We start from the raw sequence: 14887 nt of genomic DNA on the forward strand, positions 1-14887 counted from the left end.
TCACCCCTTCGGTGCCAGCAGTTTCAGCGATGCGCGGATCAGCGCGGGCGTGGTCGCACCCTCATCCGCGCCTGCAGCCTCGGCGACGGCGGCCGCCGCCTCGCCCTGTCCGTAGCCGAGATTGATCAGCGCCGAGAGTGCCTCCGCCGTGGCGCTGGCCGAAGCCGAGGGCTGCGGTTTTGGGGCGGATGTTTTGCGAGGTGCCGGGGCGCGTTCAATAACGTCGTCCATCCCGGATGTATCAACGCTGAGCGCGCCGCCGAGGGCCATGACAGCCGGGGCCTTATCCTTCAACTCATGCACGACCCTTTGGGCCAGCTTAGGCCCAACGCCGGGCGCGGCCTTGACCGCAGAGGCGTCGCCCAGGGCGATGGCGCGGCCGACACCCTCGGCCCCGAGCGTTCCGAGGATCGCCATCGAGGCCTTGGCGCCGACGCCCTGCACCGTGGTCAGAAGCCGGTGCCATTCCTTTTCCAGAAGCGTGGGAAAGCCGAAAAGCTGCAACAGATCCTCACGCACCAGCAGATCGGTATAAAGCGCACAGGCCTCGCCCACCGGTGGCAGACTGGCCGCAGTGCGCTGCGAGACATGCACGATATAGCCCACGCCGCGCACGTCGATCAGCACGTGATCCATCGCCCGGTGCAGGATCACCCCGGCAATCCGCCCGATCATGCCGCCCCCCTGATGGCGGACGCCAGTCGGCCCGCGCTTTGCAGGTGATGGGCGTGGCAGATGGCGATGGCAAGCGCATCGGCAGCGTCCGGCCCGGCCAGTTCGACGCCCGGAAGCTGGAACCGCACCATATGCGCGATCTGGCCCTTGTCGGCATGGCCAACGCCGACAACGGCCTTCTTGACGGTATTCGGGGCGTATTCGCCGACGGTCAGCCCCGCCTGTGCCGGAACCAGCATCGCGATGCCGCGCGCCTGACCGAGCTTCAGCGTGCCCGCACCGTCCTTGTTGACGAAGGTCTGCTCCACCGCTGCGGCATCCGGTGCGTGGTCTGCAACGATCTGCTTCAGGGCGTCGTAAAGTGACAAGAGACGCTGGGCGAGGTCACTGCCTTCTGAATGGACGATGCCGTTTGCGACATGGGTGAGTCGCGATCCGGCGACCTCGATAACCCCCCAACCGAGGTTCCTGAGCCCCGGATCGATCCCGAGAACGCGCATCTGCTCCCTCTTATGTTGCTTTTTTCACACGACTAGCACGAATAGCGAACATCGCAAAGGAAGAAAGCCGGATTGGCACTGATCACGGACGCGCGACGGCGGAGGACGGAATTCGCCTTGGCATCGCTGGAAAACGACATTTTGGCACCCCAAGGAAACCCATTTGTTTTAATACCTTACGGCAAAAATGAGACTTGCAATGGATGCATGTCCGACATGCATTTCCGCTCCTTGCCGCGGCGCAGCACGAGGTCTATCTGCCGCTTCAACGAGACGCGTCGTAGGGACGCGCCTTCGAAGACAAGGAAACGACCATGGCTGTTTGTGAAGCCCACCGCCCCGCCGCCGGTTCGATGTCCGGCATCTTCGGCCTGTTTGTCTCGGCCTTCGCCGGCTGGAACGACGCCCGTGTGACGCGCGCCGCGCTGTCCAAGCTGTCCGACCGTGAACTGGACGATATCGGCCTGTCGCGCGGTGACATCGACATGATCGCCTCGCGCGGCTGATCGACTGACACTACACGCGACTTCGGTTCGCAAAAAGGCCGTGCCGGGCATACCCGACACGGCCTTTTCCGTTTCTGCGTGCGAGCGTCAGAACAGAAAAGCGCGGATGCGATCGGAAACGGCGATGGTCAGCGGATCGGCCTGCAGCACATAGGCGCCGACGCGGTCGGCATATTCGCCGGCCTGAAGCGTGGCAATCCGCTCGTCATAGGCGGTCGCGCCGATGGAGGCGTGGATCATCGACTTGATCAGGACGATGGACATCAGGATCAGGACGAGAGGCGTCAGGAACCCGCGGCGGCTCGCAGACCGGCGCTGCGCGTTGTAATGCGACATGCCGAGCGTGCCCTGGGCTTCAAATCCGCCACCGGCCCGGTGAATCTTTTCGATGCGGCCGATGCGACCATAGAAATTCTGCAAATTACGGTCGACCATGCCGATCTCCCAAAATCATTACGCCCCCGTGAGAGCCAAGGTTGGGTTGAAAATATGGCAAAAATGCGACCCGACAAGGCGGCTAGGCTATTGATCCCGAAGCAGAACCAATGTCGTCCATTCACCGATTTCGTCGCGGCTCAGTTGACGAAATCCGGCTTTGGTGTAGACGCTGACCACCTCGTCGGCCTGACTGTTCAGGATACCGGATAGAATCACGTGGCCCTTGGGGGCGGTAAAACGGGCCATATCTGGGGCAAGATCGATCAGCGGACCCTTCAGGATATTGGCGAAAATAAGATCGTAGGGTGCGCGGGCCTTCAGGTCGGGATGGCCGAAACCGACCGCCTCGACGCAATCGACCCGCCCCGTCAGCCTGTTCGCCGCGACATTGGCCGCAGCAACATCGACCGCGACCGGGTCGATATCCGACGCAATGACCGGGTCGGGCCAGATCGCAGCGGCGGCCATCGCCAGCACCGCCGTTCCACAACCGATATCGGCAACCCGCTTTCCCCTGAACCCGGCCCGGTCGAGCCGGTCGAGCGCCATGAGGCAGCCCTTGGTCGTTCCGTGATGCCCGGTGCCAAAAGCCATCGCCGCCTCGATCAGCAGAGGAACGCAGCCCTCCGGCACCTTGTCGGCGTCGTGGCTGCCATAGACGAAGAACCGCCCCGCCTCGACCGGCTGCAATTCGCGCCGCACATGGGCGACCCAGTCGGTTTCCGGCACTTCCGAGACGGCGAAAGGCTTTGCCCCGTAAATCGCCGCCATCAGCGCCAGTTCGACCTCGTTCGGTTCCTCCTCGAAATAGACGCCAACCTCGTACCGGCCCGACCCGTCCTCGATCTCAAAGCAGCCGATACCGGTCGGTTCGGGCAGAAAGTTCTCCATCGCTACGGCCAAGGCTTCGGCGGATTCCTTGGTCGACAGGGTCGTCAGGGCGGAAAACGTGGGCATGGCGACCTCCCCAAGGTGCTTTGCGGAACGCGCGGGCCTTAGTCCGGCACGTCCTTGGCGTCAAGGCAGAGACAACTGCTGCGATCGTCCTGATGGGTCGGGTGCCGGGCGCCGATCACGAATTCGTGAGTTGATTTCTTACGGTGTAAGTTTATTCATTAAGCATCTCTTACGCTGTAAGGTTAATCAGGAGGAACACGAAATGCCGCGCATCAAGAGCCATATCGTTTCGCTGTCATTCGTCGCTTTGACCGCAGTACTTCCGGGTCAGTCCCGCGCCCAGGATGCCGCCCAGGCTGCAGCCCAGGCTGCGCGCGATGAAATCGCCGCCACCTTCGGGGCCGTACCGACCTTCATCAATCAGGTTCCTGACGCTGCCCTTCCCGGGCTCTGGACCGAGTTGAAGATGTTGGAAATGTCGGATGAAACCGCACTCGACCTTAAAACCAAAGCGTTGATCTCTCTCGCGGTCGCCTCGACCATCCCCTGCGACTACTGCATCTGGATGGACACCAACACCGCCCGTCAGGCAGGCGCCACCGATCAGGAGATCGGCGAGGCCGTCGCCTTGGCTGGAATGACCCGCAACTGGAGCACAATCTTCCACGGGCTTCAGGTTGACTTCGCGACCTTCAGGAAAGAGCTTGGCGGAAGCTGACGAGCCGCACCGGCCCGGCGTGCACCAGCGTGCCGGGCCGAATTCTGTTTGAGCCGGGAACATGACCGAACCGACCGCCAAGAAACCACGCAGTAAACGCGTACCGCTCAGCGCCGAGCGAATTGCCGCCGAGGCCATGCAGCTTGTCGACGAAGCCGGTCTTAACGGGTTCAGCTTCCGCAACCTCGCCGCACGGCTCGGCTGTCAGGCGATGAGCCTTTACCACTACTACCCGTCCAAGGCGCATCTCTTCGAGGCGCTCATCGACATCTGCATCGCCGAAACGCCGCTCCCGCCGGAAGACCTGCACTGGCGCGAGCGGATCTTCCGGTTCTGCCTGAACTACCGAGACACGGCTCTGCGTCATCCCGGTTTCTTCCTCTATTTCGCGACGTTCCGACTGAACAACGCCTCAGGCCTCGCCTTTCTCGATGCCATCGTGAAGATGATGGCGGGCTCCGGCCTCGAGCCGAAACGGCTCGCTCTGCATTTCAGGGCGATCAGCTACTACGTTACGGGCGCAGGTGTGGACGAAAGTCTCGGTTATGCGAAAGGGTCGTCAGCGGTTGAACCTGTACCCGGAGACGTAGCCGCACGGGACTACCCCTCGATCATCGGCATCGGCCAGTATTTCGGCAAAGCCCATCACGGCGAGATGTTCGAACATGGGCTGAACGAACTCCTTGACCGGATGGAGGTCGAAGCGAAGGCGTTGTAGAGGCAATGTTGACTCAGATCGGCCGCGCCGGCACGCCCGCCACCCGGTTCCCAGTCTCGACATCGCGCGAAACCACCGCGCCCGCCGCGACGATTGCCCCGTTGCCGATCGTCACCCCCGGCAGGATGATCGAGCCGCCACCAATCCAGACATCGGCGCCGATAGTGACCGGCAATGCGCGCTCGATCCCCTCGCGCCGTTTTTCGGCGTCGCGGTGATGGTCGGCGCAATAGATATGCACGCCCGGCCCCAGCATCGAATATGATCCGATCGTCACCGGCGCCGAATCCAGCACCACACAACCTGCATTCAGATAGACCCGGTCGCCCAGCGTCAGGTGGATGCCATAGGAGCAGTGGAACGGTGCCTCAATCCAGCAGTCACGGCCCATAGTGATCAGGTCGGCCAACGCGGGGGCGCAGGCCCCGCGTTCGTCCGGGGCCATGGTGGCATGCTGATGGCAGGCCCGCCGCGCGGCACGGCGCAGGGCCTCGTACTCTCCGCCCAGACAGGAATACCAGTCCCCGCTCGCCATGATCTCTCGCGGCGAACGGGGCATGGCTCAGGCCTTGAGCCCGATCGGGCAGGTCACGCCGGTGCCACCGATGCCGCAATAGCCGCCGGGGTTCTTGGCGAGATATTGCTGGTGGTAATCCTCGGCAAAGTAGAATTCCGTCGCGGGTTTTATCTCGGTCGTGATCGGGCCATAACCCGCGCCTCTCAGGCTCTCCGCATAAACTTCGCGGCTGGCCTCGGCCGCCTCAGCCTGCGCATCGGTATAGGTGTAGATGCCCGAGCGATACTGCGTGCCGACATCGTTGCCCTGCCGGTCGCCCTGTGTTGGGTCGTGGCCTTCCCAGAAGACCTTCAGCAGATCGTCATAGGTGATAACCGCAGGGTCGTAGATCACCCGCACCACCTCATTCTGCCCGGTCATGCCGGTGCAGGTCTCTTTGTAGGTCGGGTTGGGCGTCAGACCGGCGGAATAGCCGACCATGGTCAGCCAGACACCGTCGAGTTGCCAGAACTTGCGTTCCACGCCCCAGAAACAGCCCATGCCGAACGTCGCCTCTTCCATCCCCTCTGGCACCGGCGATTTCAGCGGACGGTGAAAGAGGAAATGCTCCTCCGCCGTCGGAATCGGGTCGGCACGGCCCGGCAGGGCGTCATCCTTGGCGGGCATCGTGGTCTTCTTTCCGAAAAGGGCGTTTAGCATGCATGGCTCCTATTCAGCGGCGGTGGCGGCGACCTCCGCCCGGTTCAAGCACCTATATAGCGTTGCATCCGCAGCACTGCCACAACGCCCGCGATCACATCGCCGCGTGCGCTGCCCAACTCATTCCGCCGCTATCGGCAGACCTCGGGCAAAGATCGTCTCGTTTCCAGGCTCGGGATGGCGGGGGATCATCAGGGCAAGCAGCAGCGAGACGCCAGCCATTCCAGCGGCAAGACCAAAAACCGCGCCGGGCGAGATCACCCAGAGATACCCAAGAAGCGCAGGCAGGAAGACCGCTGCGATATGGTTGATGGTGAAAGCCACCGCCGCCGTCGGCGCAATATCCCCGGGGCTGGCGATCTTCTGGAAATAGGTCTTCAGCGCGAAGGCGAGTGAGAAGAAAAGGTGGTCGAGTACATAAAGAACGGCCGCAACGACAACGCCCCAGCCGAACCAGTAGATGCCGCCATAGGCGAGGAAGACGCAAAGCAGACCGGCATATTCGAAGAGAAGCGCATTTCGCTCGCCGAACCGCCCCACCGCTTTGCCCATCAGGGGCGCGCACGCCATGTTGGCGAGGAAGTTGATCATGAACAAAGCCGTGACCTCATGCACCTCGAACCCGAAGCGTTCGACCATCATGAAGGCGGCGAATACGATGAAGATCTGCCGCCGCGCACCGGCCATGAACTGCATCACATAATAAAGCCAGTAGCGCTTGCGCAGCACGAAATGCTTTAGCTGCGGTTCTGGCGCCTCGAACTGCGGATATGCAAGGGCGGCAATGATCGCGATGGCCAAAGTCAACCCACCAGAGATGCCATAGACAACGCCATAGCTCAGATCGAAGGTCTTCCAGGTCAGCACGATCAGCCCGTAGGCCACCAGCGACGCGCCCGAGCCGATGGCGACGATCCAGCCCAGCACCTGAGGCGCGTGCTTCTTGTCGATCCATTGCAGTTGCAGCGACTGGTTGACCGTCTCGAAATAGTGAAAGCCGATCGAGGACAGCAGCGTCACCATCAGGATGCCGCCGAAACTCGGGAACATCGCCGTCACCGCCGTTGCCGCGCCCAGAAGCGCCAACGACAGAAGCGCCAGAACCTGCTCGCGCATCGCCCAGAGAAGGACGATCACCCCGATGGCCAGAAAACCGGGTATTTCGCGGACCGTGTGCAGCCAACCGATCTCGACTCCCGTGAACCCCGCCGCCTCTTTCACGAAGTTGTTGAGAAGTGCGGACCATGTTGCAAAAGCGATCGGCATCGCGGCGGCCATCAGGAACAAAAGAAAGGCGGGCCGCCGCCAGCGCGGCAGGTTTTCCGCATCTTTCAGGGTGATGGTCCGGATCAACATGGCCCCGACATACGCCGCTTTCCCGGCCTTGGCGAGAGCAGGCGCGCACAGGCCACTGCTCCGTCCCGCACAGGCATGATTTAGATCAAGGAGGATACATTCACATTCCGGCATGGGTTTGAAAAACCGGAGGGGCCACATTGGACATTCTGGCACTTGTCGAAAAGATCGGAGAGGAACCGGCGGCCGCATTGCTTGGCCTCGTGACCGGCGTCATCTTTGGTGTGGCCGCCCAACGGTCGCGCTTCTGCCTGCGCGCGGCTTGCGTCGAGTTCGCCCGCGGCTCGCTCGGCCCCCGGATGTCAGTGTGGCTGCTCTGCTTCTCGACCGCGCTCGTCTGGGTTCAGGGCGCCACGCTCGCCGGTTTTCTCAGGACCGAAGAGGCGCGGATGATGGCCGTGGCCGGATCATGGAGCGGGGCGGTGATCGGCGGGCTGATCTTCGGCGCGGGCATGGTGCTGGCGCGGGGTTGTCCGGGGCGGCTTCTGGTCCTCGCCGCATCCGGCAACCTGCGCGCCATCGTCTCCGGGTTGATCTTCGCGGTCGTCGCCCAGATGAGCCTCAAGGGCCTCCTCGCCCCCCTCCGAGACAGGATCGCCGCGTCGTGGACGACGCCCGGCGGCCGCAACATCGACCTCATCGACTGGAGCGGCCTGCCGCGTGAAAGCGGGCTTGTGCTCGGCCTGATGATCGCCCTTCTGGCGCTCGCCCTCGCCCGCCGAAACCGGATCGGCGCTTCGACGCTCATCTTCGCCTCAGGCGTCGGCTTTGCGGTTGCGCTCGGCTGGATATCCACCTTCGCACTGGCGCAGGTCAGCTTCGATCCGGTGACGATCAGTTCGGTCACCTTTTCCGGCCCGTCCGCGACGACGCTGATGTTCTTCCTTCAGCCTGTGCAAATCCTCGAATTCGATGTGGGCCTCGTCCCCGGCGTCGTGATCGGTGCGGGGGCGTCGGCGCTCCTGTCGCGGCAGTTCCGCTTCGAAGGATTCGAAAACGAAGGCAACATGCGCCGGGCCATGTCCGGCGCAGTGCTGATGGGCTTCGGTGCAATGCTGGCAGGCGGATGCTCCATCGGCGCAGGCGTCACCGGCGGCTCAATCTTCGCCGCAACCGCATGGGTTGCCCTGACCGCGATGTGGGTCGGGGCCGTGGTCACCGATGCCCTGATCGACCGCCCCCAAACCGCCACCGCCTGAAGCGGAGCCATCACGTTGCCGTGATTGCTCCCAGCACCCGGGATGGAAACGCCCCTTCAAGCGTCATCTCTTCAGGCGTCCCCCGAAACGGCCGCCCGCAGAACGCCCGATCCCGGGCCAACAGGAGATGACGATGACCAACCGCCTGCCCCTTCTCACCCTGACCGTCGCTGCCACCTTCGCCGGTGGTGTCGCTCTTGCCGAAACAGGCATTTTGACCGGCGAAAGCAGCCTTGGTCCGGTCCTGACCAATGCTGACGGCATGACTCTCTACACCTTCGACAAAGACGAGGGCGGCGTCTCGGCCTGCTACGACGACTGCGCGACCAACTGGCCGCCTCTGATGGCCGCGGACGGCGCCGAGGCCGAAGGCGATTACGGCCTGACTGAGCGCACTGATGGCACGATGCAGTGGACCTACAAGGGCATGCCGCTTTACACGTGGGTCAAGGACGCCGCCCCGGGCGACGTGACCGGCGACGGCGTCAAGGACGTCTGGCACGCCGCCAAACCCTGAACGGACCAACAATGAGCCTTCTGGACGAGATCGAGGCCGCCATCCCGAGCCTGCGCCGCTATGCGCATGCGCTGATGCGTGACCGCGATGCAGCCGACGATCTCGTCCAGGACAGCCTCGAACGGGCGCTTTCGCGGCGGCATCTTTGGCGCGGCGACGGCCCCGTCCGGGCCTGGATGTTCCGCATCCTTCTGAACCTCCACCGCGACGGTCTCAGGCAGGCCCCGCGCCGCCACCTCGTCGCGGTAGAAAGCCTGCCGAAAGAGCCCGCAGGTCCCGAACGGCAAGAGGCGCATATGGACCTGCGCGAAGTGCAGGCGGCTATCGGCCGCCTGCCCGACGACCAGCGCCGGGCGCTCCTTCTGGTGGCGCTGGAAGGCATGAGCCTTGCCGAAGCCGCAACCCTTCTCGACATTCCCGAGGGCACGCTGGTATCGCGGCTCGGCCGGGCGCGGGCCGCGCTTCGCGAGATGACCGGGCGGACCGCGCCCCAAAAGAAGGAGGGCCGCGCATGACCGGACCAGAGCCGATCCGCGAGGAGGACCTTGTCGCCTACCATTCCGGCGCGCTCGACACGGCGGCGCGTGACGCGCTTTCAGCCCGGATCGCCGCCGATCCCGCAGCGCGGGCGACGCTCGCCGAATGGGACCGGCAGGATGCAGCCCTTGCGGCCCTCTATGGGCCCGTCGCCGAGGAACCCTTGCCCGCGGCGCACCGCGCACTCCTCGCCGCCGCCACAACACCGCCCCGCCGCCCCACTGCGCAGCTTCTGGCCGCGGCACTCGCACTTCTGGCCATCGGCTCGACCGCCGGGTGGTTTGCCGCGGGCGCGCGCGCACCGGGGGTACACGCCTTCACGATTGCCGACGACGCGCTCCGCGCCCACGTCACCTATGTCGCAGAGGTCGTCCATCCGGTAGAGGTCGCCGCCGATCAGGCCGATCACCTCGTGCAATGGCTGTCCAAACGGCTCGGCCATGCCATCAAGGCGCCTGACTTCGCCGCCGAGGGCTTTCGCCTGATGGGCGGTCGCCTGCTGCCCGGCGACAAAAGCCCAGCTGCGCTCTTCATGTATGAAGACGATACCGGCCGCCGCCTCACGCTCTACGCCCTGCCCGAAGGCGGTGCGGAAAACAGCGCCTTCCAGTTCATGTCGTACGGGGAGACGCAGGGCTTCTACTGGCACGATGCCGGTCTCAGCTATGCGGTGATCGGCGACCTTGACCGTGACAGGCTTCGCACCATTGCCCTTGCCGCCTATGACCAGCTGATCTGAGCGCCTCACACGCGCCGGATCATTCACTTTCTGTCTAAAAGTACTCCGGGGGTCGTCCATTGGTGCGCCATTGGTTCGAGAACCAATGGACGACGGGGTAGAACCCCCGGCACCTCAGTAGAAGCTCTGCGGGTCGATATCGATCGACAGACGCAGATTGTTCGGCACCCGCATCTGCCCGACCCACTCCGCCAACGCCGGTTGCAGCGCCACCCCCTTCGCGGCCTTCACGAGGAGCCGCACCCGGTGCCGTCCCCGCACCCGCGCCACCGGCGCGGGCGCGGGCCCGAAGACCTGCGCCCCGATCCGGCGCAGCGGCGCGTCGCGGCGGGCAAGCTCGGCGCCGAAATCGAAGACCGTCTGCACATCGGGCGAGGACAGCACGATCCCGGCAAGCCTCCCATAGGGCGGCATCCCCGCCGCCTCTCGCTCAGCCGCCTCAGCCTTCCAGAACGCCTCCTCGTCGCCCGAAAGGATCGCGCGGATCACCGCATGTTCGGGCTGGTAGGTCTGCAACATCGCCTCACCGAGCTTTTCGCCCCGCCCGGCCCGGCCAGAAACCTGCCGCATCAGCTGAAAGGTCCGTTCCGCCGCCCGCAGGTCAGAGCCTTGCAGCCCCAGATCGGCGTCGATCACACCGACCAAAGTCAGAAGCGGAAAGTTGTGTCCCTTGGCCACCAGTTGCGTACCGATGATGATATCGGCCCCGCCACCCGCAATCTCGGCGATCTTGTCCTTCAGCGCACGGGCCGAGCCGAAGAGGTCCGAGGACAGCACCGCCACCCTTGCCTCGGGGAAACGCGCCGCCACCTCCTCGGCCAGTCGCTCCACCCCCGGGCCCACCGGGGCCAGCCGGTCCTCGGCCTTGCACGACGGGCACGCGGTCGGCATCGGCTTGGTCTCACCGCACTGATGGCAGACGAGGCGTTTGAGGAACCGGTGCTCCACCATGCGCGCATCGCAATGCTCGCAGCCGATCTGATGGCCGCAGGCGCGGCAGATCGTGACCGGCGCATAGCCGCGTCGATTGAGGAACAAAAGCGCCTGCTCCCCCCGCTCGATCCGCGCCCTGACCGCGCCCGCGAGCGTCGGCCCGATCCAGCGGGAGGGCTCAAGCTTTTCGGCGCGCATGTCGATGGCGGACAGCTCCGGCATCTCGGCCACACCGAAGCGCGAGGACAGGTCGATGCGGCTGTACTTCCCGGCCTCGGCATTGGCCCAGCTTTCGAGGCAGGGCGTGGCCGAGGCCAGCACCACCTGCGCATCGCAAAGCGAGGCGCGCAGGACCGCCATGTCGCGGGCATTATAGAGCGCGCCATCCTCCTGCTTGTAGGAAGTGTCATGTTCCTCATCGACGACGATCAGACCAAGATCGCGGAAGGGCAGGAACAAAGCCGACCGCGCACCGACCACAAGGCCCACGCCGCCTTCGCCCGCCATGCGCCACAAACGCCGCCGCTCGGTCTGGGTCACGCCGGAATGCCATTCGCCGGGGCTGGCGCCGAACCGCGCCTCAACCCGGGTCAGGAACTCCGCCGTCAGCGCGATCTCGGGCAACAGCACCAAAGCCTGCCGACCGGCCCGCAGGCATTCGGCCACGGCCTCCAGATAGACTTCGGTCTTGCCCGATCCGGTGACGCCTTTCAGCAAAGTCGTCCCGTAGCGCCCGGCCCTGATCCCCTCGCAGAGCTGTCCGGCGGCGCTGGCCTGATCCTCCGCCAGTTTCTTCCCCGGCAGGTCGGGATCAAGCGCGGGATAGGGCAGGTCACGCGGTGCTTCTTCCTCCGCGACCGCGCCTTGTTTCACAAGCCCCTTGACGACGCTCGTCGACACCCCGGCGAGCCCCGCCAGTTCGCCTAGCGTGAAAGCCGCCCCGCCATATTCGTCCAAGACATCCAGCACCCGCCCCCGCGCCTCGGTCATCCGGTCCGGCTCGGACCAGCCCTTGCGATAGACCCGGCGCGGCCCCGGCGGGTCGGCAAGACCCGGCGCGCGGGTGGCAAGGCGCAGCATCGCGGGCATCGGCGTCAGAGTGTAATCCGCAGCGCGGAACAGAAATGCCCGCATCGCATCGCCCATCGGCGCGGCATCCAGCACCCGGGTGACGGGACGGACCTTGGCCAGGTCATATCCCCCCTCGCCGACGCCCCAGACCACGCCCATCACCCGGCGCGGCCCCAATGGAACCTCGACGAAGGCGCCAAGAAAGCAGCCGCCCTCGGGCGCGCGGTAGTCGAGCGCCTTTCCCAAGGGTTCAGTCGTCAGAACCGAAACCAGCGCGCCTTCGTCGAAAAACTCCAGTTCAGTCAATCCCGCCCCCGATCATGGGTTCCGGCAGGGCGCCGTTTGCGCTAATAGGTCGCCCGAACATCCGCTCAAGCCCGGGAAAAGCTGCCATGAAATTCTTCGTCGATACCGCCGACACCGACGCCATCAAGGAACTCAATGACCTTGGCATGGTGGACGGCGTCACAACCAACCCCTCGCTGATCCTGAAATCGGGCCGCGACATCCTCGAAGTCACCAAAGAGATCTGCGACATGGTCTCGGGCCCCGTTTCCGCCGAAGTCGTGGCCACCGAGGCCAAGGAGATGATCGCCGAAGGCATGAAGCTTGCCAAGATCGCGCCGAACATCGCGATCAAGGTGCCGCTGACCTGGGACGGGCTCACCGCCTGCAAGGCTTTCGCATCCGAAGGCCACATGGTCAACGTGACGCTTTGCTTTTCTCCGGCTCAGGCGCTTCTGGCCGCCAAGGCCGGGGCCACGTTCATCTCGCCCTTCATCGGTCGGCTCGACGACATCCATCTCGACGGGATGGACCTGATCGCCGATATCCGCCAGATCTATGACAACTACGATTTCCGCACGGAAATCCTCGCCGCATCGATCCGTTCGGTAAACCACGCGATTGAAAGCGCCCGGATCGGCGCCGACGTAATGACCGCACCCCCGAGCGTGATCAAGTCGATGGCCAACCATGTCCTGACCGACAAGGGGCTCGACCAGTTCCTCAAGGATTGGGCCAAGACCGGGCAGAAAATTCTCTGACCACGTGTATACCGCGGGCCGGACGCACCGGCCCGCGACCAACTGATTCCTTCCGGCAACAGTTTGTTTCCAGTCACGGATTTCCGAAAAAATTGCGGAAACTCAGCGCCAAGGCTGCTAAGGTCTTCAAAACAGACAAAGACGACCGGGGCAGACATGGCCGATACAGCCACCATAGCGAATGAACTCAGGGACCGGCTTCTGGCCGCACCCGAGGTCATTCTGGAAGACCGCGACCTTATGAAAGCGCTGATCAGCGCGAATGAACGCACGATGGGCGCAAATATCGTCGATCTGCGCGGCATCGCAATGGAACGGCTTGAGGCACGGCTCGACCGGCTTGAGGATACGCACCGCTCCGTCATCGCGGCCGCCTATGAAAACCTCGCCGGAACCAACCAGATCCACCGCGCCATTCTGCGGATGCTGGAGCCGACCGATTTCGAGACATTCCTGAAGGACCTCGGCGGCGAGGTCGCGCAGATTCTGCGCGTGGACTGCGTCCGGCTGGTTCTTGAAACCGTCCATGTCGAGCGCGAACCGGCGCTGGAACGCGTCGGCGATGTCCTCTGCATCGTCGGGCCCGGCTTTGTCGACGAGTACATGTCGGGCGGACGCTCGGCCCCCGCCCGCCGCGTCACGTTGCGCCAGACCCAGCCCTCGACCGATACGATCTATGGCACCACCGGTGACTGGATTCGCTCCGAGGCGGCGCTGCGGCTCGATTTCGGCGACGGTAAGCTGCCGGGCATTCTCGCGCTCGGCTCCGAGGACCCGCACCAGTTCCGTCCCAATCAGGGCACAGACCTTCTGACCTTCTTCGGTGGCGTCTTCGAACGCGCGATGCGCCGCTGGCTCGCCTGAGCCGGGGCGATGAGCCTCGCCCTCTCCCCCGCGCTGCGTGACGCGCTCACGAACTGGCTTGACCACCTGACAGCTCTGGATGGCGCGGCAGAGAACACCGTGACCGCCTACCGCGCGGATGTGACCGGGTTTCTGAGCTTCCTCGCCGCCCATCACGGCGAAAGCATCGGACCCGCGCGGCTCGCCCGGGTCACCCAGTCGGACATGCGGGCCTGGATGGCCAGTGAACGCGGGCGCGGCACGGCGTCGCGTTCACTCGCCCGGTCGCTTTCGGCGGTGAAAGGGTTCACCCGCTGGCTCGCGGAACGCGACGGATTCGATCCGACGGCGATCCTTGCGGCCCGCGGTCCCAAATATCAGCGCAAGCTGCCGCGCCCGCTTTCGGAAAACGCCGCGCGAGAGGTGATTGATCAGGTCGGCACTTTCGCCCGCGAAGACTGGATCGCCGCCCGCGACATCGCGGTCGTGACATTGCTTTATGGCTGCGGTCTGCGGATATCCGAGGCCCTGAACCTAACCGGCGCCGATCACCCTTTGCCTGAACTGCTTCGTATTCGCGGCAAGGGGGGCAAGGAACGCATCGTCCCGGTGCTGCCCGCCGCCCGCAAGGCGGTGGCGCGCTATGCTGAGTTGTGCCCGATGGCGATTGCCGAGGAACCCGGAAAGGCGCTCTTCCGCGGCGCGCGGGGCGGGCCCTTGAACCCCCGGTTGATCGCTGGCGTCATGGAAAAGGCCCGCGCCGGGCTCGGCCTGCCCGCCTCGGCCACGCCGCATGCGATGCGCCACAGCTTTGCCACCCATCTGCTGGCGGCCGGCGGCGACTTGCGCGCGATCCAGCAATTGCTCGGCCATGCCTCGCTTTCGACCACACAGGCCTATACGGCGGTTGACAGCACCCGGCTGATGGAGATTTACGAAGAGGCCCATCCACGCGCCTGACAAGCGGCGCTTTGAGGG

The 14887-nt window shown here is 64.5% G+C and carries 18 protein-coding genes; 10 read left to right on the forward strand and 8 right to left on the reverse strand.

The annotated features are described in order from the left end of the window. Both ruvA and ruvC read right to left on the reverse strand, forming a co-directional pair. Entirely contained in the window at positions 1-675 is a 675-nt protein-coding gene (ruvA, locus tag OEZ71_RS05425; RefSeq protein ID WP_263738891.1) for a Holliday junction branch migration protein RuvA, read from the reverse strand. Beyond that, positions 672-1175 carry a crossover junction endodeoxyribonuclease RuvC gene (gene ruvC, locus OEZ71_RS05430; protein WP_263738892.1) on the reverse strand — a complete coding sequence of 168 codons (504 nt, stop codon included), beginning with the start codon at positions 1173-1175 and terminating at the stop codon, positions 672-674. The genes ruvA and ruvC overlap by 4 nt, the downstream gene beginning before the upstream one ends. 314 nt (positions 1176-1489) lie before the next feature. On the opposite strand from ruvC, the gene OEZ71_RS05435 reads away from it, so the two are divergent. Continuing rightward, positions 1490-1681: a DUF1127 domain-containing protein gene (locus OEZ71_RS05435; RefSeq protein WP_263738893.1), complete on the forward strand. Its 192-nt coding sequence runs from the start codon at positions 1490-1492 to the stop codon at positions 1679-1681. Between the two features lie 87 nt (positions 1682-1768). Here OEZ71_RS05435 and OEZ71_RS05440 read toward each other — a convergent pair whose 3' ends face one another. After that, entirely contained in the window at positions 1769-2116 is a 348-nt protein-coding gene (locus tag OEZ71_RS05440; protein ID WP_263738894.1) for a hypothetical protein, read from the reverse strand. Between the two features lie 87 nt (positions 2117-2203). Continuing rightward, a complete protein-coding gene (locus tag OEZ71_RS05445) occupies positions 2204-3076 on the reverse strand; it encodes a 50S ribosomal protein L11 methyltransferase (RefSeq protein WP_263738895.1) in 873 nt (290 codons plus the stop codon). Positions 3077-3278: 202 nt separating this feature from the next. On the opposite strand from OEZ71_RS05445, the gene OEZ71_RS05450 reads away from it, so the two are divergent. Together OEZ71_RS05450 and OEZ71_RS05455 are read left to right on the forward strand one after the other, a co-directional pair. Then, entirely contained in the window at positions 3279-3734 is a 456-nt protein-coding gene (locus tag OEZ71_RS05450; protein WP_263738896.1) for a carboxymuconolactone decarboxylase family protein, read from the forward strand. Between the two features lie 61 nt (positions 3735-3795). Continuing rightward, positions 3796-4452 (forward strand): TetR/AcrR family transcriptional regulator, encoded by a 657-nt coding sequence (locus OEZ71_RS05455; RefSeq protein WP_263738897.1) that lies wholly within the window; start codon positions 3796-3798, stop codon positions 4450-4452. A 13-nt stretch (positions 4453-4465) separates the two neighbouring features. On the opposite strand, the gene OEZ71_RS05460 is transcribed toward OEZ71_RS05455, so the two are convergent. The 3 genes from OEZ71_RS05460 to OEZ71_RS05470 form a co-directional block, all read right to left on the reverse strand. Beyond that, entirely contained in the window at positions 4466-5011 is a 546-nt protein-coding gene (locus OEZ71_RS05460; protein WP_263738898.1) for a sugar O-acetyltransferase, read from the reverse strand. 3 nt (positions 5012-5014) lie between these two features. After that, positions 5015-5668 carry a peptide-methionine (S)-S-oxide reductase MsrA gene (gene msrA, locus OEZ71_RS05465; RefSeq protein ID WP_263738899.1) on the reverse strand — a complete coding sequence of 218 codons (654 nt, stop codon included), beginning with the start codon at positions 5666-5668 and terminating at the stop codon, positions 5015-5017. A 120-nt stretch (positions 5669-5788) separates the two neighbouring features. Then, positions 5789-7024, reverse strand: coding sequence for an MFS transporter (locus tag OEZ71_RS05470; protein ID WP_263738900.1), 1236 nt, complete (start codon positions 7022-7024; stop codon positions 5789-5791). A gap of 140 nt (positions 7025-7164) precedes the next feature. Here OEZ71_RS05470 and OEZ71_RS05475 point away from each other — a divergent pair, with 140 nt between their 5' ends. The 4 genes from OEZ71_RS05475 (at position 7165) to OEZ71_RS05490 (ending at position 10016) form a co-directional block, all read left to right on the forward strand. Next, complete coding sequence (locus tag OEZ71_RS05475) at positions 7165-8223, forward strand: YeeE/YedE family protein (RefSeq protein ID WP_263738901.1); 1059 nt, start codon at positions 7165-7167, stop codon at positions 8221-8223. 133 nt (positions 8224-8356) lie between these two features. After that, the gene (locus tag OEZ71_RS05480) at positions 8357-8740 is read left to right on the forward strand and encodes a COG4315 family predicted lipoprotein (protein ID WP_263738902.1); all 384 of its coding nucleotides are present in this window, start codon (positions 8357-8359) and stop codon (positions 8738-8740) included. Between the two features lie 11 nt (positions 8741-8751). Beyond that, positions 8752-9255, forward strand: a complete 504-nt coding sequence (locus OEZ71_RS05485) for a sigma-70 family RNA polymerase sigma factor (RefSeq protein WP_263738903.1) — start codon at positions 8752-8754, stop codon at positions 9253-9255. Further along, entirely contained in the window at positions 9252-10016 is a 765-nt protein-coding gene (locus OEZ71_RS05490; RefSeq protein WP_263738904.1) for an anti-sigma factor family protein, read from the forward strand. Before OEZ71_RS05485 ends, OEZ71_RS05490 begins: the two co-directional genes overlap by 4 nt. Positions 10017-10130: 114 nt before the next feature. Here OEZ71_RS05490 and OEZ71_RS05495 read toward each other — a convergent pair whose 3' ends face one another. Then, positions 10131-12326, reverse strand: a complete 2196-nt coding sequence (locus OEZ71_RS05495) for a primosomal protein N' (protein WP_263738905.1) — start codon at positions 12324-12326, stop codon at positions 10131-10133. Positions 12327-12412: 86 nt separating this feature from the next. Here OEZ71_RS05495 and fsa point away from each other — a divergent pair, with 86 nt between their 5' ends. From fsa to OEZ71_RS05510, 3 genes are all read left to right on the forward strand, one after another. Further along, a complete protein-coding gene (fsa, locus tag OEZ71_RS05500) occupies positions 12413-13066 on the forward strand; it encodes a fructose-6-phosphate aldolase (RefSeq protein WP_263738906.1) in 654 nt (217 codons plus the stop codon). Between the two features lie 156 nt (positions 13067-13222). Continuing rightward, positions 13223-13930, forward strand: coding sequence for a DUF484 family protein (locus OEZ71_RS05505; protein ID WP_263738907.1), 708 nt, complete (start codon positions 13223-13225; stop codon positions 13928-13930). 9 nt (positions 13931-13939) lie between these two features. Then, positions 13940-14869 carry a tyrosine recombinase XerC gene (locus OEZ71_RS05510; protein ID WP_263738908.1) on the forward strand — a complete coding sequence of 310 codons (930 nt, stop codon included), beginning with the start codon at positions 13940-13942 and terminating at the stop codon, positions 14867-14869. Positions 14870-14887: the final 18 nt, after the last annotated feature.

The sequence above is a fragment of the Albidovulum litorale genome (assembly GCF_025751495.1).
GTDB lineage: Bacteria > Pseudomonadota > Alphaproteobacteria > Rhodobacterales > Rhodobacteraceae > Albidovulum > Albidovulum litorale.